The 24099-nt window shown below is 63.0% G+C and carries 25 protein-coding genes and 1 pseudogene; 14 read left to right on the forward strand and 12 right to left on the reverse strand.

What is annotated here, in order from left to right; translation table 11 throughout:
- Nucleotides 1–41: 41 nt before the first annotated feature.
- On the reverse strand, nucleotides 42–353 hold the full coding sequence (locus SB756_RS27445) for a DUF2288 domain-containing protein (RefSeq protein ID WP_063422167.1): 312 nt from the start codon (nucleotides 351–353) through the stop codon (nucleotides 42–44).
- A gap of 360 nt (nucleotides 354–713) precedes the next feature.
- On the opposite strand from SB756_RS27445, the gene SB756_RS27450 reads away from it, so the two are divergent.
- The 8 genes from SB756_RS27450 to nhaA all read left to right on the forward strand — a co-directional run bounded on the left by SB756_RS27450 (nucleotide 714) and on the right by nhaA (nucleotide 9751).
- On the forward strand, nucleotides 714–1829 hold the full coding sequence (locus SB756_RS27450; RefSeq protein ID WP_341796590.1) for a branched-chain amino acid ABC transporter substrate-binding protein: 1116 nt from the start codon (nucleotides 714–716) through the stop codon (nucleotides 1827–1829).
- A gap of 186 nt (nucleotides 1830–2015) precedes the next feature.
- Entirely contained in the window at nucleotides 2016–2939 is a 924-nt protein-coding gene (gene livH, locus SB756_RS27455) for a high-affinity branched-chain amino acid ABC transporter permease LivH (RefSeq protein WP_008097482.1), read from the forward strand.
- Complete coding sequence (locus SB756_RS27460; protein WP_341796591.1) at nucleotides 2936–4192, forward strand: high-affinity branched-chain amino acid ABC transporter permease LivM; 1257 nt, start codon at nucleotides 2936–2938, stop codon at nucleotides 4190–4192. The genes livH and SB756_RS27460 overlap by 4 nt, the downstream gene beginning before the upstream one ends.
- Complete coding sequence (gene livG / locus SB756_RS27465; RefSeq protein ID WP_003254878.1) at nucleotides 4189–4956, forward strand: high-affinity branched-chain amino acid ABC transporter ATP-binding protein LivG; 768 nt, start codon at nucleotides 4189–4191, stop codon at nucleotides 4954–4956. Before SB756_RS27460 ends, livG begins: the two co-directional genes overlap by 4 nt.
- Nucleotides 4957–5658 (forward strand): ABC transporter ATP-binding protein, encoded by a 702-nt coding sequence (locus SB756_RS27470; RefSeq protein WP_016498257.1) that lies wholly within the window; start codon nucleotides 4957–4959, stop codon nucleotides 5656–5658.
- 218 nt (nucleotides 5659–5876) lie between these two features.
- Nucleotides 5877–6551 (forward strand): COG3650 family protein, encoded by a 675-nt coding sequence (locus SB756_RS27475; RefSeq protein ID WP_341796592.1) that lies wholly within the window; start codon nucleotides 5877–5879, stop codon nucleotides 6549–6551.
- A 103-nt stretch (nucleotides 6552–6654) separates the two neighbouring features.
- Nucleotides 6655–8262 (forward strand): NAD(P)/FAD-dependent oxidoreductase, encoded by a 1608-nt coding sequence (locus SB756_RS27480; protein WP_041167602.1) that lies wholly within the window; start codon nucleotides 6655–6657, stop codon nucleotides 8260–8262.
- A 313-nt stretch (nucleotides 8263–8575) separates the two neighbouring features.
- Nucleotides 8576–9751, forward strand: a complete 1176-nt coding sequence (gene nhaA, locus SB756_RS27485; RefSeq protein ID WP_341796594.1) for a Na+/H+ antiporter NhaA — start codon at nucleotides 8576–8578, stop codon at nucleotides 9749–9751.
- A gap of 70 nt (nucleotides 9752–9821) precedes the next feature.
- Here nhaA and SB756_RS27490 read toward each other — a convergent pair whose 3' ends face one another.
- Nucleotides 9822–10286: a glycine zipper 2TM domain-containing protein gene (locus SB756_RS27490; protein WP_009684613.1), complete on the reverse strand. Its 465-nt coding sequence runs from the start codon at nucleotides 10284–10286 to the stop codon at nucleotides 9822–9824.
- A 147-nt stretch (nucleotides 10287–10433) separates the two neighbouring features.
- Between SB756_RS27490 and SB756_RS27495 the strand changes: the two genes are divergently transcribed.
- The gene (locus tag SB756_RS27495; RefSeq protein WP_410912666.1) at nucleotides 10434–10667 is read left to right on the forward strand and encodes a hypothetical protein; all 234 of its coding nucleotides are present in this window, start codon (nucleotides 10434–10436) and stop codon (nucleotides 10665–10667) included.
- A 39-nt stretch (nucleotides 10668–10706) separates the two neighbouring features.
- Here SB756_RS27495 and pdxH read toward each other — a convergent pair whose 3' ends face one another.
- The 5 genes from pdxH to dinG form a co-directional block, all read right to left on the reverse strand.
- On the reverse strand, nucleotides 10707–11354 hold the full coding sequence (pdxH, locus tag SB756_RS27500) for a pyridoxamine 5'-phosphate oxidase (protein ID WP_341796596.1): 648 nt from the start codon (nucleotides 11352–11354) through the stop codon (nucleotides 10707–10709).
- A 19-nt stretch (nucleotides 11355–11373) separates the two neighbouring features.
- The gene (locus SB756_RS27505; protein WP_341796597.1) at nucleotides 11374–12366 is read right to left on the reverse strand and encodes an OmpA family protein; all 993 of its coding nucleotides are present in this window, start codon (nucleotides 12364–12366) and stop codon (nucleotides 11374–11376) included.
- A 99-nt stretch (nucleotides 12367–12465) separates the two neighbouring features.
- On the reverse strand, nucleotides 12466–13611 hold the full coding sequence (locus SB756_RS27510; protein ID WP_043197536.1) for an EstA family serine hydrolase: 1146 nt from the start codon (nucleotides 13609–13611) through the stop codon (nucleotides 12466–12468).
- A gap of 110 nt (nucleotides 13612–13721) precedes the next feature.
- Nucleotides 13722–15956 (reverse strand): beta-galactosidase, encoded by a 2235-nt coding sequence (locus SB756_RS27515; protein ID WP_341796599.1) that lies wholly within the window; start codon nucleotides 15954–15956, stop codon nucleotides 13722–13724.
- A gap of 80 nt (nucleotides 15957–16036) precedes the next feature.
- Nucleotides 16037–18181, reverse strand: a complete 2145-nt coding sequence (gene dinG / locus SB756_RS27520) for an ATP-dependent DNA helicase DinG (protein WP_016498247.1) — start codon at nucleotides 18179–18181, stop codon at nucleotides 16037–16039.
- 98 nt (nucleotides 18182–18279) lie between these two features.
- Between dinG and SB756_RS27525 the strand changes: the two genes are divergently transcribed.
- Complete coding sequence (locus SB756_RS27525; protein ID WP_341796601.1) at nucleotides 18280–18744, forward strand: CopD family protein; 465 nt, start codon at nucleotides 18280–18282, stop codon at nucleotides 18742–18744.
- Nucleotides 18745–18846: 102 nt separating this feature from the next.
- Here SB756_RS27525 and SB756_RS27530 read toward each other — a convergent pair whose 3' ends face one another.
- The 4 genes from SB756_RS27530 to SB756_RS27545 all read right to left on the reverse strand — a co-directional run bounded on the left by SB756_RS27530 (nucleotide 18847) and on the right by SB756_RS27545 (nucleotide 21472).
- Entirely contained in the window at nucleotides 18847–19605 is a 759-nt protein-coding gene (locus tag SB756_RS27530; protein ID WP_410912669.1) for a collagen-like protein, read from the reverse strand.
- Nucleotides 19598–19873 (reverse strand): DUF1145 domain-containing protein, encoded by a 276-nt coding sequence (locus tag SB756_RS27535; RefSeq protein WP_341796603.1) that lies wholly within the window; start codon nucleotides 19871–19873, stop codon nucleotides 19598–19600. The genes SB756_RS27530 and SB756_RS27535 overlap by 8 nt, the downstream gene beginning before the upstream one ends.
- Nucleotides 19874–19971: 98 nt before the next feature.
- The gene (locus tag SB756_RS27540) at nucleotides 19972–20691 is read right to left on the reverse strand and encodes an OmpA family protein (protein WP_341796604.1); all 720 of its coding nucleotides are present in this window, start codon (nucleotides 20689–20691) and stop codon (nucleotides 19972–19974) included.
- Nucleotides 20692–20779: 88 nt separating this feature from the next.
- Nucleotides 20780–21472, reverse strand: a complete 693-nt coding sequence (locus SB756_RS27545; protein WP_338744993.1) for an OmpA family protein — start codon at nucleotides 21470–21472, stop codon at nucleotides 20780–20782.
- Between the two features lie 159 nt (nucleotides 21473–21631).
- On the opposite strand from SB756_RS27545, the gene SB756_RS27550 reads away from it, so the two are divergent.
- Genes SB756_RS27550 through SB756_RS27565 form a run of 4 tightly spaced genes read left to right on the forward strand, consistent with a single transcriptional unit; the run spans nucleotide 21632 to nucleotide 23304 of the window.
- On the forward strand, nucleotides 21632–22126 hold the full coding sequence (locus SB756_RS27550; protein WP_341796605.1) for a DUF6231 family protein: 495 nt from the start codon (nucleotides 21632–21634) through the stop codon (nucleotides 22124–22126).
- Nucleotides 22127–22128: 2 nt separating this feature from the next.
- A complete protein-coding gene (locus SB756_RS27555) occupies nucleotides 22129–22605 on the forward strand; it encodes a YchJ family protein (RefSeq protein WP_341796606.1) in 477 nt (158 codons plus the stop codon).
- Nucleotides 22606–22607: 2 nt separating this feature from the next.
- Nucleotides 22608–23093, forward strand: coding sequence for an LEA type 2 family protein (locus tag SB756_RS27560; protein WP_341796607.1), 486 nt, complete (start codon nucleotides 22608–22610; stop codon nucleotides 23091–23093).
- 7 nt (nucleotides 23094–23100) lie between these two features.
- On the forward strand, nucleotides 23101–23304 hold the full coding sequence (locus SB756_RS27565) for an SEC-C metal-binding domain-containing protein (protein WP_019471879.1): 204 nt from the start codon (nucleotides 23101–23103) through the stop codon (nucleotides 23302–23304).
- Between the two features lie 24 nt (nucleotides 23305–23328).
- Here the strand turns inward: SB756_RS27565 and SB756_RS27570 are convergent.
- Nucleotides 23329–24036: pseudogene (locus SB756_RS27570) on the reverse strand (pyridoxal-phosphate dependent enzyme); the annotation flags it as partial.
- Between the last annotated feature and the right edge of the window lie 63 nt (nucleotides 24037–24099).

Raw genomic sequence — 24099 nt, forward strand, 5'->3', positions numbered from 1 at the left:
CCAAAACGGGGCTGCTGCGCATTTTTGCGCACCAAAAAAGATCATGCTTCAGTCGGGCGCTTCGCCTGAATCACGATGAACGGCGAAACCACCACGGCCCAGATCTCTGGATCGCGGCTTTGCAGGTCCAGTGCCTGCTCGGCCGATACCGGCCCAACAGTGCCATCACTACGCCACTTGGCGAAGATCTCGCTGCGATTCTCGGCCATCGCCTCGGCAACGGTGATCAGGTCGAGGCTGGGGTCGACCCAAATCAGGTCACCCTTGGCCCAGAAACGCTCCAGGGCTTTCCACTCGATGATTGCCGTCTCGCCAAGCAATTTGGCATAGAGGGTGCTTGTTTGATCAGTCATGGGCGTGTATCCGCAAAAATCGGCCAATAAAAAAGGTCGGCATTTTTGCAGAAAAACCCAGGTACAAATATGTAATTTGGTCGATTGACCCCGAACTTGTGGGGCGGGGTCGCAGATACAGGCCATTTGATGGCGCCTTTTTGTATCTTTCTGTCGAGCACGCGACAACCCAGGAAACAGGCACTTTTTGACGGCTTTCCAAGCGCTCAAACAGCGCTCTACACTGTACCGGTACAGTTCCGGGACATGTTCCGGGGGAAGGTGGGCTTGCGCGTTGGCATGGCCACGCTGCAAATCCCGCCCGGTCTGTAGCCCTGGCCGCCAGGACTATAAGAATTACAACAGAATGAGTGGAGCACTATGATCAAGATTTCCAAGCTGTTCGCCGCAATGGTACTGGCCGGGGTAGCCAGCCATTCGTTTGCCGCCGATACCATCAAGATCGGCATCGCCGGTCCGAAGACGGGTCCTGTGACCCAGTACGGCGACATGCAGTTCATCGGCGCCAAACAGGCCATCAAGGACATCAACGCCAAGGGCGGCGTCGATGGCAAAATGCTTGAAGCCAAGGAATACGACGACGCGTGCGACCCTAAACAGGCCGTGGCAGTCGCCAACAAAGTGGTCAACGACGGTGTCAAGTTCGTCATTGGCCACCTGTGCTCCAGCTCTACCCAGCCTGCGTCCGACATCTATGAAGACGAAGGCGTGATCATGATCACCCCCGCCGCCACCAGCCCGGAAATCACCGCGCGTGGCTATAAAATGATCTTCCGTACCATTGGCCTGGACAGCGCCCAGGGCCCAGCGGCCGGCAACTACATCGCCGACCACGTCAAGCCGAAGGTCGTTGCGGTGCTGCACGACAAGCAGCAGTACGGTGAAGGCATCGCCACCGCGGTCAAGCAGACCCTGGAAAGCAAAGGCACCAAGGTTGCCGTGTTCGAAGGCCTGAACGCGGGTGACAAGGACTTCTCCTCGATCATCCAGAAGCTCAAGCAGAACAATGTCGACTTCGTCTACTACGGCGGCTACCACCCAGAGCTGGGCCTGATCCTGCGCCAGGCACAGGAAAAAGGCCTGAAAGCCAAGTTCATGGGCCCAGAGGGTGTGGGTAACGACTCGATCTCGCAGATCGCCCAGAACGCCTCCGAAGGCCTGCTGGTCACCCTGCCGAAGTCGTTCGACGCCGACCCTAAAAACAAGGCCATCGTCGACGCCATCAAGGCCGACGGCAAAGACCCGAGCGGCCCGTTCGTGTTCCCTGCCTACTCGGCTGTCCAACTGATCGCCGAAGGCATCAAAGCGGCCAAGTCCGAAGACGCCGAGAAGGTGGCAGAAGCCATCCACGCCGGTACCTTCAAGACCCCGACCGGCGACCTGTCGTACGACGCCAAAGGCGACCTGAAAGACTTCAAGTTCGTGGTATACGAATGGCACTTCGGCAAGCCGAAGACCGAAGTCTCCCCTCAGTAACTGCGTGACTAAATAGCTGACCGTAGAAGCCCACTGTGCGAGCAGTGGGCTTTGTTTTACGAGGTTCATGGGCCCGACTCCCGCGATCCGGGGGCGGGCCCACCTGAAAATCTTAAAACCGTCACCCGCGGTTTCCTGGCATACCCCCGCCAGCGAAATGCAAATCAGGTTTTTAGGAGCGCTGTAATGCCTGAGATCTACCATTTCTTCCAACAACTGGTTAATGGATTGACCATCGGCAGCACCTATGCCTTGATCGCCATCGGCTACACGATGGTGTACGGCATCATTGGCATGATCAACTTCGCCCACGGCGAGGTGTACATGATCGGTTCCTACGTGGCCTTCATCGCCCTGGCGGGCCTGGCCATGATGGGCATCCATTCGCTGCCGATCCTGATGACCGTTGCCTTCGTCGCGACGATCTTCGTCACCAGTGCCTATGGTTACAGTATCGAACGGGTTGCCTACCGCCCCTTGCGCAACAGCAACCGTCTGATCCCGCTGATTTCCGCCATCGGCATGTCGATCTTCCTGCAGAACACCGTCTTGCTGTCGCAAGACTCCAAGGACAAGTCCATCCCCAACCTGATCCCCGGAAGTTTCTCGTTCGGGCCAGGCGGTGCGGAGGAAGTTCTGATCAGCTACATGCAGATCCTGGTGTTCGTGGTCACCCTCGTGGCAATGACCCTGCTCACCCTGTTCATCTCCCGTTCCCGCCTGGGCCGCGCCTGCCGCGCCTGCGCCGAAGACATCAAGATGGCCAACCTGCTGGGCATCAACACCAACAACATCATCGCCCTCACCTTCGTCATCGGTGCCGCCCTGGCGGCGGTGGCGGCCGTGCTGCTGAGCATGCAGTACGGGGTGATCAACCCCAACGCCGGTTTCCTGGTGGGCCTCAAAGCCTTCACCGCGGCGGTGCTGGGTGGCATCGGCAGCATTCCGGGCGCCATGCTCGGCGGGCTGGTGCTGGGCGTAGCCGAAGCCTTTGGCGCCGACATCTTCGGCGACCAGTACAAGGACGTGGTGGCATTCGGCTTGTTGGTTCTTGTCCTGCTATTCCGGCCGACCGGCATCCTGGGCCGCCCGGAGGTTGAAAAAGTATGAGCAAAAATCTCAAACAGGCGTTCTTCAGCGCCTTGCTGGTCTGGGCCGTGGCCTTCCCGGTGCTGGGCCTGAAACTGAGCATCGACGGCATCAGCCTGGTCGTGCACAGCCAGGGTTCGTTCACCATCAGCATCATCGCCGTGTGCTCGGTATTGATGTTCCTGCGCGTGCTGTTCGACAAGCAGTGGAGTTCGGTGATGGGCCGCCGTTCGGATCGCAAGCTGATCCCGCCGGCCGTCAGCAACTACCTGACCCTGCCCAAGACCCAGCGCTATGTGATCATTGGTCTGATCGTTGCGGCACTGGTGTGGCCGTTCTTCGGCTCGCGCGGTGCGGTCGACATCGCCACGCTGATCCTGATCTACGTGTTGCTGGGCCTGGGCCTGAACATCGTGGTCGGCCTGGCGGGCCTGCTCGACCTCGGTTACGTCGGCTTCTATGCCGTCGGCGCCTACAGCTACGCCATGCTCTCGCACTACCTGGGCTGGAGCTTCTGGGTGTGCCTGCCGATTGCCGGCCTGATGGCCGCCACCTTCGGCTTCCTGCTTGGCTTCCCGGTGCTGCGCCTGCGCGGTGACTACCTGGCGATCGTGACCCTTGGCTTCGGCGAGATCATCCGCCTGTTCCTACGCAACCTCACCGACTGGACCGGCGGCCCCAACGGCATCAGCAACATCCCCAAGCCGGAGTTCTTCGGCCTGACCTTCGAACGCCGTGCCGCCGAGGGCATGCAGACCTTCCACGAGTTCTTCGGGCTGGAATACAACTCGATCAACAAGGTCATCTTCCTCTACCTGGTAGCCCTGCTGCTGGCCCTGCTCGCGCTGTTCGTGATCAACCGCCTGCTGCGCATGCCAATCGGCCGCGCCTGGGAAGCCCTGCGTGAAGACGAGATCGCCTGCCGTGCGCTGGGCCTGAACCCGACCATCATCAAGCTCTCGGCCTTCACCCTCGGTGCCTGCTTCGCCGGTTTCGCCGGCAGCTTCTTCGCTGCGCGCCAGGGGCTGGTCACACCGGAGTCGTTCACCTTCATCGAGTCGGCGATCATCCTCGCCATCGTCGTGCTCGGCGGCATGGGCTCACAACTGGGCGTGATCCTCGCGGCCATCGTGATGATCCTGCTGCCCGAGCTGATGCGTGAGTTCAGCGAATACCGGATGCTGATGTTCGGTGCGCTGATGGTGTTGATGATGATCTGGCGTCCGCAAGGCTTGCTGCCTATGCAACGTCCACACATGGAGCTGCATCGATGAGCCGTGAAATTCTGCAAGTCAGCGGCCTGAGCATGCGCTTCGGCGGCTTGTTGGCGGTCAACGGCGTGGCCCTGACCGTCAAGGAAAAACAGGTGGTGGCGCTGATCGGCCCGAACGGCGCCGGCAAGACCACCGTGTTCAACTGCCTGACCGGTTTCTACAAGCCCAGCGGCGGCACCATCCTGCTCGATGGCCAGCCGATCCAGGGCCTGGCCGGCCATCAGATCGCCCGCAAGGGCGTGGTGCGGACCTTCCAGAACGTGCGCCTGTTCAAGGAAATGACCGCGCTGGAAAACCTGCTGATCGCCCAGCACCGTCACCTGAACACCAACTTCTTCGCCGGCCTGTTCAAGACCCCGAGCTTCCGCCGCAGCGAGAAGGAGGCCATGGAACGCGCGCAGTACTGGCTGGAGAAGGTCAACCTGACCGAATTCGCCAACCGTACCGCCGGCACCCTGGCCTACGGCCAGCAACGCCGCCTGGAAATCGCCCGCTGCATGATGACCCAGCCGCGCATCATCATGCTCGACGAACCGGCCGCAGGCCTGAACCCGAAGGAAACCGAAGACCTCAAGGCACTGATCGCCTACCTGCGTGAGTCGCACAACGTCACCGTGCTGCTGATCGAGCACGACATGAAGCTGGTGATGAGCATCTCCGACCATATCGTGGTAATCAACCAGGGCACCCCCTTGGCCCACGGCACGCCGGAAGAGATCCGCGACAACCCTGATGTGATCAAAGCCTACCTGGGGGAAGCGTAAATGCTGAAGTTCGAAAACGTTTCCACCTTCTACGGCAAGATCCAGGCGCTGCACAGCGTGAACGTGGAGATCAACCAGGGCGAGATCGTCACCCTGATCGGTGCCAACGGCGCCGGCAAGTCGACCTTGCTGATGACCCTGTGCGGCTCGCCGCAGGCGCACAGTGGCAGCATCAAGTACCTGGGTGAAGAACTGGTCGGCCAGCCGTCCTCGCACATCATGCGCAAGAGCATTGCCGTGGTGCCTGAAGGCCGCCGCGTGTTCGCCCGCCTGACCGTCGAGGAAAACCTGGCGATGGGTGGCTTCTTCACCAACAAGGGCGACTATCAGGAGCAACTGGACAAGGTGTTGCAGCTGTTCCCGCGCCTGAAGGAGCGTTATATCCAGCGTGGCGGCACCATGTCTGGTGGCGAGCAGCAAATGCTCGCCATTGGCCGGGCGCTGATGAGCAAGCCCAAGCTGTTGCTGCTCGACGAGCCCTCGCTGGGCCTGGCGCCGATCATCATCCAGCAGATCTTCGACATCATCGAGCAACTGCGCCGCGATGGCGTGACCGTGTTCCTGGTGGAGCAGAATGCCAACCAGGCGCTCAAGGTCGCTGACCGCGCCTATGTGCTGGAGAACGGCCGGGTGGTGATGCAGGGGACGGGTGAAGCACTGCTGACCGACCCTAAGGTGCGCGACGCGTACCTGGGGGGTTGATCGGAAAAGGGCCTTCGGGCCCTTTTTCATGCCTGCCAGAAATGTCTCGCCAGTACCGGCCTCTTCGCGGTCTTGCACGCTCCCACAGAAAACCCACGGTACCTGTGAGAGCGGGCGAGCCCGCGAAGAGGCCGGCACTGGTAACCATTGACTTGAGATCCACCGCCGGCCTGAGTAACGTGGCCAGCTCTTTGCCAAAGATTCCCGGAGTTCGCCCGATGCGCCTCACCCCCACCCTGCTGCTCACCGCCCTGCTGCCCCTGTTCGCCGGCTGCCAGCTCATGGCTGACGCGCCAAGCGACCCGAATATCGGCACCACGCGCATGCAGGGCGAACTGCGTGCCGCCGGTGGCCAGCTGCTGTTCAAGCCGTGCAGCGAAAACCGCACGTTCGTGATCAACGACGTCGGCGCCACCGGCATCCTGCAGGAGGCCGCCAACCTCGCCAAAGACGCCAACGACAAACTGTTCGCCGACGTCCGTGGCCGCCTCACCGGCAGCAAGCAGGCCAACAACGACGGCCAGCTGGAAGTGCGCCGCCTGTACCGCCTGGAACCCTCCACGCGCGCCTGCGAAGACCCCAACTTCAAGCAGCTGACCCTGCGCGCCAATGGTCATGAACCCGAGTGGGACATCAAGGCCAGCGGCAAGGGCATGGTGCTCAGTCGCGTGGGCCAGCAGCCTTTGCCCCTGCCGTTTCTGGAAGAAGAAGTACCCGGCGGCGGCCTGACCCTTACCAGCGAAGCCAACGGCCAGCACGTGGAACTGTGGGTCGCGCCGCAGCGCTGCGTAGACAGCGCCACGGGCGCCATCCACCACATGCGTGCCGAGCTGCGCATCGACGGCAAGACCCTGCAGGGCTGCGGCTACTACGGCGGCGCGCGCGACAACTGATCACCGGGTACTTTTATCCTGCCAGTCGGGGCGGCGAACAGCTTATACTTGGCGGTTTGTGTAAAGCCGCCGGCCGCCCATGGCCGGGATACTGGACCCTGCCATGCTACGAATCACCGAACTCAAGCTGCCCCTGGACCATCCCGACGAAGCGCTGCGTGAAGCCATCGTCCAGCGCCTGGGCATCCGCGACGAGCAACTGCTCAGCTTCAACCTGTTCAAGCGCAGCTACGATGCGCGCAAGAAGAACAGCGAGTTGCTGTTCATCTACACCATCGACCTCGAAGCCAGCAACGAAGCCGAGCTGCTCGACAAGTTCGCCGACGATCACAACATCGGCCCGGCACCGGACGTGACCTACAAGTATGTCGGCCACGCCCCGGCCGACGTGCAGGAACGCCCGATCGTGGTCGGTTTCGGCCCGTGCGGCATCTTCGCCGGCCTGCTGTTGGCGCAGATGGGCTTCAAGCCGATCATCCTCGAACGTGGCAAGGAAGTACGCCAGCGCACCAAGGACACCTGGGGCCTGTGGCGCAAAAGCGTGCTCAACCCAGAGTCCAATGTGCAGTTCGGCGAAGGCGGCGCCGGTACCTTCTCTGACGGCAAGCTGTACAGCCAGATCAAGGACCCGCAGCACCACGGCCGCAAAGTGCTGGAAGAGTTCGTCAAGGCCGGTGCGCCGGACGAGATCCTGTACATCAACAAACCGCACATCGGCACTTTCCGCCTCACCGGCATGGTCGAGCAGATGCGCCAGGACATGATCGCCCTCGGCGCAGAAGTACGTTTCCAGGAAAAGGTCACCGACCTGCTGGTCGAAGACGGCCAGCTGACCGGCGTGGTGCTGGAGAGTGGCGAACAGCTGCACTCGCGCCATGTGGTCCTGGCCCTTGGCCACAGCGCCCGCGACACCTTCCGCATGCTGCATGCCAAGGGCGTGTACATGGAAGCCAAGCCGTTCTCGGTCGGCTTCCGTATCGAGCACCCGCAAACGCTGATCGACAAAGCGCGCCTGGGCAAGTACGCCGGCCACCCGAAACTCGGCGCCGCCGACTACAAGCTGGTGTACCACGCCAAGAACGGCCGCTCGGTATACAGCTTCTGCATGTGCCCGGGTGGCACCGTGGTCGCCGCCACCAGCGAACCAGGCCGGGTGGTCACCAACGGCATGAGCCAGTACTCGCGTAACGAGCGCAACGCCAACTCTGGCATCGTCGTCGGCATTGACCCCGAGCGCGACTACCCGGGCGGCCCACTGGCCGGTATTGAACTGCAAGAGCGTCTGGAAGCCCACGCCTACGTGATGGGCGGCAGCAACTACCAGGCCCCGGCGCAGCTGGTGGGTGACTTCGTTGCAGGCCGGCCATCGACCGCCCTGGGCAGTGTCGAACCGTCCTACAAACCAGGCGTGACCCTGGGTGACCTGGCGCCGAGCCTGCCCGACTTCGCCATCGAAGCCATCCGTGAGGCACTGCCGGCGTTCGACCGCCAGATCAAGGGTTACAACCTGCATGACGCGGTGTTGACCGGGATCGAGACGCGGACCTCGTCGCCACTGCGCATTACCCGGGGTGAGGATTACCAGAGCCTGAACCTGAAAGGGTTGTTCCCGGCGGGTGAAGGCGCCGGCTACGCGGGCGGGATTCTGTCCGCGGGTGTGGACGGGATCCGTATTGCCGAGGCGGTAGCGCGGGATATGCTCGGCCTGTAATTTTGTATCGCCTGTCAGGGCCCTTTCGCGGGTAAACCCGCTCCCACAGGTACTGCACAGTATTTGAGAACTGCGCAGTACCTGTGGGAGCGGGCGCGCCCGCGAAAGGGCCCTTGCAGGAATCAGAAATATCCAACCCGAACATCAGACATTCCCTCCCCCTTCCGCCCCCGTCTGCATCTAGGCTTCACACAGCCTAGCCGGCAACACCATATAACAAAAACGAATATAGTTTTTGTTTTAAAGCATATCGTCACAGGCTAGGGTGTACGCCCGTATCATTCGTAAACTGCTCATGGAGAGCCTATAGCCCGTGCGTAGCCTGTTTACCCGTTTCTTCCAGCTTGAAGCCGCCAGCGGCCTGCTGCTGATCGCCGCCGCCGTCATGGCACTGATCATCAACAACTCACCACTGTCCTACCTGTACAACGGGCTGCTCGATGTGCCCGTCGCCGTCCAGGTCGGCGCGCTGAATATCGCCAAGCCTTTGTTGCTGTGGATCAATGACGGCCTCATGGCCCTGTTCTTCCTGCTCATCGGCCTTGAGGTCAAGCGCGAGGTGGTCGACGGCCACCTGTCCAAACCTGCCCAGGTGATCCTGCCTGCCACTGCTGCCGTGGGGGGCATGGTGGTGCCAGCACTGATCTACTGGTTCATCAACCGCGACAACCCGGCGGCCGTGGCCGGCTGGGCGATCCCCACTGCCACCGACATCGCCTTCGCCCTTGGCGTGCTGGCCCTGCTGGGCAAACGCGTACCGGTATCGCTGAAACTGTTCCTGATGACTTTGGCGATCATCGACGACCTGGGCGCGATCATCGTCATCGCCCTGTTCTACTCCGGGACACTGTCGAGCGTGTCGCTGCTACTGGCTGCGGCCTGCCTGGTGGCGCTGGTAGCGATGAACCGGCTTGGCGTGGTCAAGCTTGGGCCGTACATGATCGTTGGCCTGATCCTGTGGGTCTGCGTACTCAAGAGTGGCGTACATGCCACGCTGGCCGGTGTCGCCCTGGCCTTGTGCATCCCGCTGCGTACCCGCAACGCCGAGACTTCGCCACTGCTGTCCCTTGAGCATGCCCTGCATCCTTGGGTCGCTTATGCCATTTTGCCGATTTTTGCCTTCGCCAATGCTGGCGTCTCGCTGGCAGGCATGACCGTAGACAGCTTCACCCACCCGGTGCCGATGGGCATCGCGGTTGGCCTGCTGCTGGGCAAGACCGTGGGCGTTTTCGGCCTGACCTGGCTGGCGGTCAAGCTGCGCCTGGCCGCGCTGCCTGAGGGTGCCGGCTGGGGGCAAATACTGGGGGTGGCGATACTCTGCGGCATCGGCTTCACCATGAGCCTTTTCGTTGGCTCGCTCGCCTTCGCCCCGGGTAGCAGCGATTACGCCGGTATGGACCGCATGGGTATTCTTACCGGCTCGTTCTTCGCCGCAGTGATCGGCTACGCCGTCATCGCCATGGCCAGCCGCAAAACCCGTGTTGGTTGACGTTACTGAAGCATGAAAAAACCCCGACTGGCAGCGGCCATGTCGGGGTTTTTGTTTTACTGCGCTACGGTCAGTGCGAAACGCGGCTGGTGCCATCAACAGTCATGATGCGCACGCGGTCGCCAACGCGGAAGATTTCGTTCTCCTGCACGGCCTGCACGTAGGCACGCATGCTGCCATCGTCCTCACGCACGGTGATTTCGACGCCTTGGGTGCGGGTCAGGCCTTCTTCTGCAGCGGAACCGGCCAGGCCACCGGCCACGGCACCGATCACGGCTGCAACAATGCTGCCACGGCCACCGCCTACAGCACTGCCGGCTACGCCACCAACGATGGCGCCAGCGCCACCGCCGATCGGGGTCTTGGTACCTTCGATCTTGACCGGGCGCAGGGATTCGATGGTGCCCATGCGCACGGTTTGCACGCGGCGGGCTTCATCACGGGAGTAGCTGTCACCGGTCAGGCTCGAGGCACAGCCCCCCAGCAGCAGCGACATGGTGGTAAAGGTCGCCACCAGCAAAGCGGATTTACGCATGGGTAAAGTCTCCATAAGTCAGGTGCTCATTAGACGCTGCACGTTGACGGCTGTCACGGTACAAACGTAATAAAATTGTTTTCATTCAGCCGGGGTACAGCCTGTGCGGTTGTGCCATAGGCTCATCAATTGAGACCAAGGATAGCCATGGATTACTTCATCGTCGTGGTCACCACCGTTGCCGGGCTGTATTTCCATTGGTGGCTGTATGTACGCATGCGCCGCTGGATGGACCGTGACCTGGCGTTGTCGCTGGCGGGGGCAGACCCTGAAAAGCGTGAGTACATGCTGGAAAGGTTGGCGCAGGCGCGGCGGGAGAAGGTGGGGCGCAAGCAACTGGCGGGGTGGTTGGAGCGCGAGGCGGCGGGGTATCGGGGGTAGCCTGATGGATCACTGGGGCTGCAAAGCAGCCCCAAATTCTCAGGGTGCCAGCCGCTCACGCAGCCATTGCCCGTCCACCAGCCGGTAGTTCAAGCGGTCATGCAGGCGGCTCGCCCGCCCCTGCCAGAACTCGATACGCTCAGGCAACAGACGATAACCACCCCAGTGCTCCGGGCAGTGCGGCTGGGTGTCGGAGAAGCGCGCTTCGGTGGCCTTGACCAGGCCCTCCAGCTCTTCACGACCGGAAATCACACGGCTCTGCGGCGAAGCCCAGGCGCCCAGGCGGCTGCCCAGCGGGCGCACCTGGTAGTAGTCGTCCGACTCCTTGGCCGTGACCTTTTCCACCCGCCCTTCGATGCGCACCTGGCGCTCCAGCGCCGGCCAGAAGAAGGTCATGGCCGCAAAAGGGTTGGCCTGCAGTTGCTGGCCCTTGGCGCTTTCGTAGTTGGTGAAGAAGGTAAAGCCCTGCTCATCGAGCCCCTTCAACAACAGTACGCGGCAATGTGGGCGGCCTTCGCCGTCCACAGTCGCCAGGGTCATGGCATTGGCTTCCACCGGTACCTGCTCGGTCTTCACCGCATCGGCAAACCACTGGTGGAACAAAGCGAACGGCTCCCCCGGGGCCTGGGCTTCGGCCAGGCCATCACGGGTGTAGTCGCGGCGCATATCGGCCAGGGATTGGGTCATTGCTGCGTTTCCTTGACGATCAGTTGGTCTTCGCAGGGCTATTGGCAGCTACTTTCTTGTCAGCGGTAGCTTTCTTGGCGGCAGGCTTGGCGGCTGCCTTGGCCGGCGCAGCTGTTTTCTTGGCCGTGGCCTTGGCAGGGGCCTTGGCCTTGGCAACAGGCTTCTTCGCCGCAGGCTTCTTGGCTGCTGGCTTGCTGTCGACGGCCTTGGCTGCAGGTGCCTTGGCATCCTGCACCGCAACCATCGAGGCCGGGACAGGTGCCGGGGCGGCCTGCTGGTACTTGGCCAACAGTGCGACCATGGTGTTCTGCGGGGTCAGCAGCATTTCCACGCGACGGTTCAGGGCACGGCCCTCGATGCTGTCGTTGGCGGCACGTGGCATGACCGAGCCCATGCCCTTGAGGGTCAGGCGGTCACGCTGCAGGCCGCTAAGGCGGAAGATGGCCGATACCGAAGCGGCGCGTTCCAGGCTGAGCTTCTGGTTGGCAGCGGCAACGCCGCTGCTGTCGGCATGGCCCAGTACCAGCACGGCAGTCTTGGGGTCGCCTTCGACGGTCTTGGCCACACGAGTGATCGGGCCGAGGGTCATTGGCAGCAGCATGTTCGGGCGATCAGGGTTGTACGAGCTGTCCACCGGCAGGGTGACCGCCAGCACATTGTCGCGGCGCTCCAGTTCCAGCTTGCTGTCCTTGATGGCTTCACGCAGCTTGGGCTCGTACTCGTCCAGCCAGGCCTGGGTGGCCTTCTGGTCGATCTTCGGCACGACCGGCCCTTTGGCTTGCTTGTCATCGCCGCCGAACGGCCACCACCAGCGGCTGGCGCTTTCGGACTTGGCATCGGCCTTGGCCACTTTTTCGGTGACGGCTGCCTTCACTTCCTGCTCGGCGACCTTGTCGGAACCGAAAGGCCACCAGCTGGAGCCACCTTCCTTGGAGCCGTCCGGAGAATGACTGGCGCAGCCGGTAACGGCGGTCAGGCACAGGGCGAGTGCTAAGGTTTTATGTGAAGACATCAGCGATACACCATGAATTAGAAAGAGATTTTGCCAACGCACATGAGGCGTTGGCATTGAGGATAGTCAAAGGGGCGGGGCAATACCCGCATTACCCGATCAAAGGCAACTGGCAAGAACACGGACCAGTTTCTGGGCTCGTGGATCCATGAGCACGTAGGGACCAAGTGTATTGACCACGAAACCGAAGGCCACGTCGTGCTCCGGGTCGGCAAAACCGACCGAGCCACCAGCACCTGGGTGGCCGAAGGCGCGGGCGCCGAGGCCAAAGGTGGCATTGGCCACATCAGGCTGGTCGAGCATGCAGCCCAGACCAAAGCGGGTCTGGGTGAGCAAGGTGCGGTCCTGGCCGAGGCTGTGCTCGCGAGTCAGTTCATCAAGCAGTTCGGATTCGAGCAGGCTGCCGTCCAGCAAACCGGCATAGAACCCTGCCAGGCTGCGGGCATTGCCATGGCCATTGGCCGCCGGCTGTTGCATACGTCGCCATTCCGGCTTATTGGTGCTGGTCAGGATCGCCGGCGGGTTGGTGAAAGCACGGGTCGATAGCGCCTCGGGTTCGCGCATGGTCACCTGCAGCAAGCGCTGCGCGGCGGCGTCCCCGGGGTTGCCCTTGCCACGGGCGATGTGCGCCACGCGGTAGAACTCTTCGTCTGCCAGGCCAACATGGAAGTCCAACCCCAACGGGCGGGCGGTGCGGGCCACGATCGAGTCGCCAGGGCCACGGCCATCGGCGCGGCGAATCAGCTCGCCGATCAGCCAGCCGTAGGTGATGGCGGCATAACCGTGTTCGCTACCGGGTGTCCACCATGGCGTTTCAGCCGCCAGGGCATTGACCATGGCCTGCCAGTCGTACAGGGCTTCAGCGGGCAGCAGCTCACGGATGGCCGGCAAGCCGGCGCGGTGACTGAGCAGCTGGCGCAAGGTGATCGACTGTTTACCGGCCTGGGCGAACTCGGGCCAGTAATTGGCCACAGGTGCATCGAGGGCCAGCTTGCCCTCGCCCACCAGTTGCAGGGCGGTGACAGCGGTGAAGGTCTTGGTACAGGAGAACAGGTTGGCGATGGTGTCGCTGTGCCAGGCCTGCTGGCCATCCTTGTCGGCACTGCCGGCCCACAGGTCGACGACGGTTTCGCCACCGACCTGGATGCACAGCGCAGCGCCACGCTCCTGGGGATCTTCGAACAGCGCGGCAAAGGCTTCGCGCACGGCTTCGAACTTCAGCTCATAGTGACCCTGGATCTGCACCCGCTGTACTCCGTACGACCATGTCCAAAAAAGGTGTGCATTGTTTCAGTACTTGGGTGTTTTGCAAACTGGCTTGGGCCAAATGGTCGCGACGAACGGTAGCTTCGTGCTCAGGGAGCCGGTTTTTCCAGCAGGGTGCGCAATTGGCCCATCGCCTGCAGGTTGCTCTTGCGCACAGCGTCGACAAACCCCGGGTACGGCACATCGGTGATCGCCACCAGCCCGAGGTGGCCGTTTTCGCCGTCAAGCAGGCGGCCGCTGGCCGGCTGGTCGAGGTACTGGAACCAGTGCGCACCAACGATCATCGGCTGCGCCAGGGCCGCCTTGAGGAAGTTGCCGTAAGCCGGGCCGCGGTCTTCTTCCCGCGCCAGCTCCAGCGGCCCCGGCCAGAACGGCCCGCGATCTCGTGAACCGAACTGGAACTCGGACACCAGCACCGGCTTGTCCAGCTCGGCCAGGCGGGCAAAATCGTAGCCGTCCTGCGGCTTGAGGGTATAGAAGTTGAAGCTGAGCACATCGCAGAACTCGGCACAGGCCTTGACCGCCTCCGGCGTGCTCACCGCGTAGCGGCCACCGAGCAGCAGGTGATTGGGGGCATGCCACTTCAATGAATCGGCAATGGTCTTGAAGTAGGTCTCGGCGAACACCTGCTGGAAGTGCTGGTAGTCGCGCTCGATTTCCGGGTGTTGCGGGTCGGGCAACGGCGCCTCGAAGCCCGGGTCTTCCATGAGTTCCCAGGCGGTCAGTTCGATGCCCCAGGCCTTGGACAGCCCTTGCTGATTGCGGTACTTGTCACGCAACTGCTTGAGGAAGGCGCGCTTGGCCGGTACATCGGTAGTCAGGCGCAAAGTGCCATAAGCCAGGCCATACCGGGCTTTAGGGTCGCTGCCTGGGGCAGCCCAGGCCAGCTCGTTGTCGGCGAAATAGCCAATCAGCCAAGGATCGTCACGGTGATCACGGGCGGCAATGGCCACGGCGCGCTCGGTGGCCATGGCAAAGCGCGGGTCGAACGGGTCGGGCATGCTGCCCCACCAGTCCATGCCGGTGCTGATGCTGGCGTAATCACCCACGATCGACAGCGGCAGGGTGTAGGGCATGCGCTTGGCCAGGCCCAGGGCGGGCTCGCTCCAGTTGCCGATCGTGTTGAAACCCCAGGCCTGCAAACGGTCCAGCGCATGCGTTTGCCAGCGGGCAGCGTCCAGAACCAGTGGCGGGCAGTTGGCTGGCTGCCCTTCTGCGCCAGGCGGGCAGGGTTTGCCGTAGGTACGCTGCACGTTGGCGGCATAAAAATCGAACCAGCGCCCTTGCTTGAAGTGGCGCCCTTGCGACGAGGCATTGCCATCGTCGTTGTTGCCCTCGCCGTAGAATGCGGCCAGAGCATCGCCCTCGCCCGGCAACCCCTTGAACATGCCTTCACGGCCGGCGACGTAGGTACGCCCGCCATCTGCGGCGACGGCGTTCACCCCCAGGGAATAGAACGGGTGCCCTTCCGGTGTTACCAGGTACCAGCGGCCATCACGCTTTTCGGTGCGAAAGAAGCCCTTGGCCTCGAAGGCCGGCCCTGCCAGCAGCCCGCCGTAGCCATCGAGTTGCTGCTTGCCGCGTTCAGCCAGCCAGCCCTTGAGCTGCTGCTGTTCACGCGTATCGGCCGCCTTGAGCTGCTCGTCATTGGCAACCTTCTCGGGCCAATTGCCGCGCGTGGACTGGCCATAGGCATCGATCAAATCCTTATAGGCCGCCTTGTAGGCCTGGTCGTCATCCTGAATGCCTACTCGCTCGATCAGCAGGTTCTGCGCCACCTTGGGGCTGGGGATGCTCAGGCTGACCGAGGCCACCTGCTTGAGGTCTACCGCGCCCGCGCTGCTGGTCAGCAGCAAGCGCTGGCCACCATGGTGCCACGGCATGGGTGGGCCGGCGCGCATGCCCTGGCTCAGCGGCGAGCTGGCCGTCAGCGGCACCATCACGGTTTGCGCGGGGCCGGCCGGCAGGTCAACGCGGCTGGTCAAGGTGCGGCCATCGCTGCCTTGCACCGTGACATCCACCGTCAGCGCCCAGTCCATGGCACTTTGCATGCGCAACGTGAGGAACTGCCCGGTGGACCAATCCCACGCCTCGCCTTGCGGGCTCAGCCGCAGGGTGGGCCGCTCGACCGGGTTGAACACCACTCGCCGCAACACCTCGCCCTCGGCCGTTTGCTCCGCGTTGTACTGCGGCATGCCGGCATCCTCGGTCACCACATTGACCACCGAGGCCGGGCGCACGAAGCTGAACAGCGTCTGCTGCCCGGCCAGCAAGGGCGAGCTGAACAACAGGGCGAAAACGGCAGGCAGGGTGAGGCGGACCATAAGGCTGGGGCTCTCCTTCAGGCCCCTTACGGGACCAAGACTGAGTAATGGACAACGCGCCGGAGCAAGTGCTCCGGCGGTCAGGAAATCTCCCGCCGGAACGGCGGCAGCGCATTGAGAATAGCCTTGCCGTAGCGCTGGGTGACCAGGCGCCGGTCAAGCAAGGTGATGACACCGCGATCTTGCTCGGTACGCAGCAGGCGCCCGCATGCCTGGATCAGCTTCAGCGAGGCGTCGGGTACGGCAATTTCCATGAACGGGTTACCGCCGCGGGCTTCTATCCACTCCGCCAGTGCGGCTTCGACCGGGTCATCGGGCACGGCAAATGGAATCTTGGCAATCACCACATGCTCGCAATAGGCGCCAGGCAGGTCGACACCCTCGGCAAAGCTTGCCAGGCCGAACAGCACGCTGTGCTGGCCATCGTCGACCCGCGCCTTGTGCTTGTTCAGGGTTTCCTGCTTGGACAGGTTGCCCTGGATCAGGACCAGCTTGCGCCAGTCACGGTCCAGGCCATCGAACACATCCTGCATCTGCTTGCGCGAGGAGAACAGCACCAGCGCGCCACGGGCATCTTCGACGATGTTCGGCAGCTCGCGGATGATTGCCGCGGTGTGTGCCGCCGCATCGCGTGGGTCGGCCTTGAGGTCGGGCACCCGCAACAGGCCAGCGTCTCCGTGCACGAACGGGCTGGGCACCACACAGGTCATCGCATCACGCGGTAAACCGGAGCGCATGCGGAAGCGGTCGAACTTGCCCAGCGCGGTCAACGTCGCCGACGTCACCAGCGCACCGTGGGCAACGCTCCACAGGCTGCGGCGAAGCATCTCGGCGGCAAGGATCGGGCTGGCGTTGACTTCGATGTCGAACATCGCACCGCTCTCGGCCAGCGTCAGCCAGCGAGCCATGGGCGGGCTGTCTTCCGGGTCTTCGGCGGTGAAGGCCGTCCACAGTTCCCAGTTGCCCTGGGCACGGGTGACCAGGCTGCCGAACAGCGGGTACCACTCCTCGGCCTGGTGGCTGGCGATGCCGATATTGACCTCGCCGTCCATGCCTTCCTTGAGCAGATCGGCCAGGCGGGTGAACAGGTCGTTGAGGCGGGCAAAGCCCTTCTTCAGCTCGATACCCACTTCACGAAGCTGTTCCGGCACGACGCCGCCTTCGAAGCGATAGCGCGGGCGCTCACGGCCCTCGGTGTCTTCACTGGGGCGGAAGTCGGCAACCTGCTCGCAGAGGGTGAACATGAACTGCTGCTGGGTGCGCACTTCGCGCGCCAGCTCCGGGACCTGTTCGATGTACTTGCCCAGGTCGCCGGGCAGCGGGTGCTGGGCCAGCAGCTTGGTCAGGTTCTTGGCGGTCTGTTCCAGCCAGTCTGCGGTGGAGCGCAGGCGCGAATAATGAGCGAAGTGGCCGATGGCCTTGTCTGGCAGGTGGTGGCCTTCGTCGAACACGTACATGGTGTCGCGCGGGTCGGGCAACACTGCACCCCCGCCCAGGGCCAGGTCGGCCAGCACCATGTCGTGGTTGGTAACGATCACGTCTACCTTGCCCATGCCTTCACGGGCCTTGTAGAACACGCACTGCTGGAAATTCGGGCAGTGGCGGCCGGTGCACTGGCTATGGTCGGTGGTCAGGCGGGCCCAGTCCTGGTCTTCCAGGGCTTCTGACCAGCTGTCACGGTCACCGTCCCAGCGGTTGCCGGCAAGCTTCTCGATCATGCTGTTGAACAGCTTCTGGCTGCGCTCGTCGACCTCGATGCGAAAGCCCTCTTCCTCGAACAACTGGGCAGTGGCCGACTGGGCGTGACCCTCCTGCAGCAGGATGTCGAGCTTGGACAGGCACAGGTAGCGGCCACGGCCCTTGGCCAGGGCGAAGCTGAAGTTGAGCCCGCTGTTGCGCATCAGGTCGGGCAGGTCCTTGAAGACGATCTGCTCTTGCAGGGCCACGGTAGCGGTGGCGATCACCAGGCGTTTGCCAGCGGCCTTGGCGGCCGGGATGGCGGCCAGGCTGTAGGCCACCGTCTTGCCGGTACCGGTGCCCGCCTCCACGGCAACCACGGCAGGCTCGCCGGCACGGCGGCCTTCATCGTCGCAGGCAATGTCGCCAAGCACCTTGGCCACTTCGGCGATCATCAGGCGCTGGCCATAGCGAGGCTTGAGGCTCTTGGCTTCGAGAAAACGCGAGTAGGCGCCCTGGATGGTGGCTTTGAGTTCGTTGCTGATCATGGTCTGCAGGCGCCCGTCGGGCTGGATATATTTTCAGTGTTTCGCATGGGGCGGCTATCATACCCCGCTATTGCCCTTTATGCCGCATGGAGATCCGGATGCTCGCCTTTGCCCTGCCCTACACACTGCATGTTCTGGCTGCCCTGGTATGGGTCGGCGGCATGTTCTTCGCCTGGCTGGTGCTGCGCCCGGCAACGGTTGCGGCCCTTGAAGGGCCTGCGCGGCTGCGGCTGTGGGTGGAAGTTTTCCGACGCTTCTTCGGCTGGGTCTGGCTGGCGGTGGCGATCTTGACGATAAGTGGTATCGGCATGTTGCACATGCGTTTCAGTGGCTTCGAGACTGCGCCGAAGTACGTGCAGGTAATGATCGGTGGCGGCATCGCCATGTTTGCCTTGTTCATGCGCATTCAGGCGCTGCTGCTGCCGGAGCTGAAGACGGCGGTGCAGGCCGAGGACTGGCCGACGGGTGCGGCGGTGCTGGGGCGGATTCGGCGGATGGTGGGGATCAACCTGCTGCTGGGCCTGGCAGTGGTCGCTGTGGCCAGTTCGCGCCTGATGATCTGACGGCTGAGTTATGCGTTGGAGATAGATCGAGCGCCGCGCGGGCGGCGCTCGATCGCATAGGCGCTGCAATTTCCCTCGCGAGAACTTCGCAGCCAAAAAGGTTCACAGGTGCTGCAGAATCAGCTCACCTGCGGCGCCTGCCAGGCCGGGCTGCCCAGGCTGCCCTGGCCGGCCATTGGCGCCAGCATCGGTGCTGTACACCAGGCAACCCTTGCTAGCTCCCCCTTTACCCGCCTTGCCCGCCGCCCCGGGCTTGCCTGGGGCGCCACCATCCAGGCGCACGACAACGCGCTCTTGCGCGAACCCCTGCGGCACGCTCAGGCGAATGCGCCCTCCCGGCGCGCCATCATGCCCGTCGCCGCCGTTATCGCCATTGGCACCACGACTGGCCTGGCCCCAGGTGCAGCCACCCGCCTGGCCGTTGCCACCATCAAGCCCCACATAACCCGGAGCGCCCGCGCCACCACGGGCATCGATCGCCACCCGTTCGGCATCCACTTCAGCCAGTTTCAGGTCCAGGCTGCGGCCCGGACGAGCTGCCCGCTGATAACTACCCGCCGCCCCGGGGGCACTGAATTCACTGCCCTCACCCAACTTCGCGCTACGCGCCTCGATCACCAGGGGGCTATCGGAGGGTGCGATGGCGATGCGCGCATCACGCCCCAGTTCCAGCTGGTCGACCGTCAATTGCGCAAGCGAGGCAGGCAGCAACAGGGTTGCCGCATCCGCGACACGCAGGTGCGTGAAGTGCACGCTGGCCGACTTGTCGGGCAGGCGCAGCATGGAATTGGCGGCGACCTCCAGGCTTTCAGCCTGGGCCAGGGGAGCGGCCATCATGGCCAGCAACATCAGATTACGCATTTCGCGGCGCCTCCTGCGCACGGGGAATGGACATGACATGGAAGATACCTGTCAGCAGGATCTGCAAACGGTCGAACCAGCGGTGGCTGCGCCCACGCAGGCTGCCATTGAAGAACAGCACCTCGAGCAGGTGCAAGCCGAACAGGACGATGCCAGCGGCATTGATCAACAGATTGAAAGGCACAGGTTGTGGCATCAGCTGATTGAACAACGCCACACCCCAGAAAGCGACCGTCAGGACCTTGCCCAGGCCCAGGATGAACTTCATACCCCGCCCCTATTGAATGTTGTTATGTCGAGGCGGCCCGTTCGAGCGGGCCGTGCGACCCACATTAACTGCAATGCCAAGTCAGGCGCCAGCAGCGCTCAGTTGAGGTGCAGCTCCACCCGTCGGTTGCGCGCGCGGCCCTCCTCGCTTTCGTTATCGGTGATCGGCTGGCTTTCTCCGCGGCCCTGGCTGGTGACCTTGCCCGGCTCCAGGCCCTGACTGATCAGGTACTCGGCAACGCTGCTGGCACGGCGCTCGGAAAGCGCCTGGTTGTAGCTATCGGAACCCACGTTGTCGGTGTGCCCGATCACACTCACCTTGGCTATCGTCGGCGAGTCGAGTTTTACCACCAGGCCTTGCAGGCGTTGCTGCGCCGCCGGGGTCAGGTCGGCGGAATCGAAGGCAAACATCACCGCACCGTTGTCATCCAGGATGATCACCTCTGGCGAGGGCTCAGGTGCAGTGGCAGGCGCCGCTGCCGGGTACTCCTTCAGCGGGCAACCCATGTGGTCGACTGCAGTGTTGGCGGGGGTATCGGGGCAACGATCGCGGCGGTCGAAAATACCGTCGCCATCTTCGTCGCCATCCTGGGCGTAACAGATCAGCCCACCGGCGATAGCGCCCAGGGCACCGCCACCTGCGGCCCAGGTAGAACTTTCAATAGCGCCCAGGCCGCCACCGACCAGGCCGCCCAGCAGGCTGCAGATGGGCCAGGTCCTTTGGTTGAGCGGCGCACTACCATCGCTGTGGGTTGCACAACCCGCGAGCAGGCTGGCAGCCACCAACAGCGGCAATGCCGCCTTCGACGTCACACTCATGCTGAATGCTCCTGTGTCATCGGCCACGAACGGCTGACCGGCATGAAGACGCGCCCGCGCCACTGCTCAAGGCACGGGCGCACACCGTCTACCGCTGGATCTTGATTTCGGTACGGCGGTTCATGGCACGCCCGTCGGCCGTGGCATTGTCCGCCACCGGCTGGGTTTCACCAGCACCGACCACCGAAACGAAGCTGCTGCGAGGTACACCGCTCTCGACCAGGTAATCGGTCACCGAGTGGGCGCGGCGCTCGGACAGTTTCTGGTTGTAACTGTCGGAGCCGACGCTGTCGGTATGGCCGCTGACGCTCAGGCGGGCAGACGGCGCTTCCTGTTTCAGGCGCGTGGCAATGGTATTGAGGCGCTCTTTGTCACTGGCGGTCAGGCGCGCGGAATCGAACTCGAAGTGCACATCGCGGATGACGATGACTTCTTCCTTCTGCACCACCACTTCTTCCACCACCGCTACCGGCTCAGGCGGGCACCCGTTGGCATCGACCTGCACACCACGCGGGGTGCCCGGGCACTTGTCACGGCTATCCGGCACGCCGTCGCCATCCTCGTCGCCATCGCCATGGGCCCAGCAGTAGCCCGCCGCCAGGCCACCGCCCAGCAACGCACCCCAGCCAGCCCAGCTGGAACTTTCAATAGCGCCCAAAGCGGCGCCGCCTACACCCCCGACGGCGGCACATTTCGGCCAGTCGGTTTTTTGCAAACCTGCACAACCAGTCAACACACTGGTGAGCAGTACCAGGGGTAACGCTGTGCGTACTATGCTCATTTCATTGCTTCTCCTAGGGGGAATCGGCATAAGGCCGATCTCTGGGAGTAAAGACCGCGCTTTCCAACCCTGCCAGCAATAAGCCACGACGTGGTCACATGCCTCTTTGCCCACACGCCGCGGCCCGCTAGTCTTGGACGACTTGAACGAGGATTGGCAATGACCGACGGTTTTTCCCAACGCACCCCGCAGCAAGCCCTCGCGGCCCTGCTCGAACGCTTCACCCCGCAACGCCTGCTACTGGTCGGCACGCGCTTCCCGGCGCTGGACGCCTTCGCCCAGGCGCACCCCCGGGTGACGATCGCCACGGCTGCCCCGGGCCCGCTGCCGGCCGAACTGGCGGCCCAACGCTTTGATCTGGCGGTGCTGGTGGACTGCCTGGAACACCTGCCCAAGCGCACCGGCCTGGAACTGCTCGGCGGCATTCGCAACCTCAATGCCAGCCGGGTAGCGGTGCTGGCCGACCTGGCCGCCTGCGGCTGGCAAGACACCGACTTCTTTGCCCTGGCGCTGTCGGCCAGCGAGAAATTCTGCCGTGACCAGCAGGTATTGAGCCTGTTCACCTATGATCTACATGACTACAAGCAGGTCCCGGACTGGCTCAACGCCAGGTTCTGGGCCAACCCTGAAAACTTCGGCAAGTACTGGTGGTGATGATGAGTGTCTCGGTCTGCCCTTGCGGCAGTGGCAACCTGCTCGACGCCTGCTGCGGGCATTACCATGCAGGTACCCCGGCACCGGATGCCCAGACGCTGATGCGCTCACGCTACAGCGCTTACGTGCTGGGCCTGGTCGACTACCTGGTGGCCACCACCCTGCCGGCCCAGCAAGCCGGACTGGACCAGGCCGCCATGGCGGCCTGGAGCGCCCAGAGCACCTGGCTGGGCCTGGAGGTGGAAGACGCCGAAGTACTGGGCGGCCAGCCGGAGCACGGGTTTGTCACCTTCACCGCGCGCTGGCACGACCAGGATGGCGATCACCAGCACCGTGAACGTTCGGCATTCGTCCAGCATGCCGGGCGCTGGTACTTCATCGACCCTACGGTTGGGCTGAAGGCCGGGCGCAACGACCCCTGCCCTTGCGCCAGCGGGCAAAAATTCAAGAAATGCTGCGCCAGTTACGTGGGTAGCTGAGCATGATGGCCCGCGCCCGCCTGCTGCTGCCCTGCACACTGACGGCATGCCTGGCCTTTCTGGCGGGCTGTGCCAGTTGGGGGGGTGACGACTGGCGCGAACCCGAAGTGCACCTGGTCGAGGTCGAAACGGTCAAGGCCAGGTTGCTGGAGCAGGAGTTCGTGCTGCACCTGCGGGTCGACAACCCCAATGACAGCCGCCTGTTCATCCGCAACCTGTCGTATGCAATACGCCTCAACGACCTGCTGCTGGTGCAGGACGAAGCCAGTGTCTGGCGCAGCGTGGGCGGGCACGCCCGGCGCACCTTCAAGATTACCGCGCGCACCAACCTGTGGCAGCACCTCAAGCCACTGGCCAAGCTGCTCAAAAGCAGGCAGCCGCTGCATTACACCTTGGAGGGCGAACTGGCGACCGGGTTGGTCATCCATCGGGACCTGCACTTATCGCGCAGTGGTGAGATAATCCCCGGCGATCACATCCCGGAGTAACCCTGCAATGTCTCAACAACCCCACGTTCATGGCCCTGACTGCAACCACGACCATGATCATGACCACCACCACGATCATGGCCATGTACACGGCCCGCACTGCAACCACGGCCACCAGGAGCCGGTACGCAACGCCCTGAAGGACGTTGGCCGTAACGACCCTTGCCCGTGCGGTAGCGAGAAAAAGTTCAAGAAGTGCCACGGCGCCTGATCGACTGACTCGATTCAAAACCTGCTACGCGGCCTTTCGCCGGGTCGCCCCCAGCAAGTCCTGGTACCAGAGGCCGGCGTCATAGGCGATGGTGACCAGGGTGGTTGCTGCATAGCGCGGGTGCTGTGCCATGCGCTGGGCGACGGCGAGGCAGGCTGCGGCGGTATTCCCCACGAAAATGCCACTTTGCATGTAGAACCAGCGCTGTGCAGCCAGCATTTCGGCGTGCTGCACCTGAGCCCGTTCGTCCACCAGCGCCCAGTCCATGAAGGGTGGGCAAACACCCACCGCCATGCCTTCAAAGCGATGGTCCGTGAACACGCCCGCCCTTGAATCACAACCGCTGGGGTCGACCAACACGGTCGAAACGTCAAAACCGTGGTCCTTCAGCCCCAGGGTAATGCCTGTGAAACTTGCGCCAGTGCCGGCGCAGCCGACAAACAGGATTTCCCGCCCGGCCCCGACGTTGGTCAATTGCACGGCAAGCTCACTGGCCGTCTGGTAACGATGGGCTTCAATGCCCACCGGGTTGTTGAATTGATCGGTGTAGAAATAGGACTTGCCCAGTGCGGCCTGGTTCTCCAGGTGATGCATCACGACATCCTTGGGTGTGGCGCCGGCCACCAGCATCTCTTTGCCGATCAGCCTGGCACCAAAACACTCCAGCAAATCCCGTTTGGTCTGGCTGAAGCCAAGCCCTACTGCCAGTTCCACGGCACCCGCCCACCGGTGAGTGTGCATGGTATGGACATTCGCTGTAGCCCTTATATTTCGGGCCTTCCAGAACCTCACTCT

The sequence above is a fragment of the Pseudomonas sp. SIMBA_068 genome, assembly GCF_046534705.1.
Taxonomy (GTDB): domain Bacteria; phylum Pseudomonadota; class Gammaproteobacteria; order Pseudomonadales; family Pseudomonadaceae; genus Aquipseudomonas; species Aquipseudomonas putida.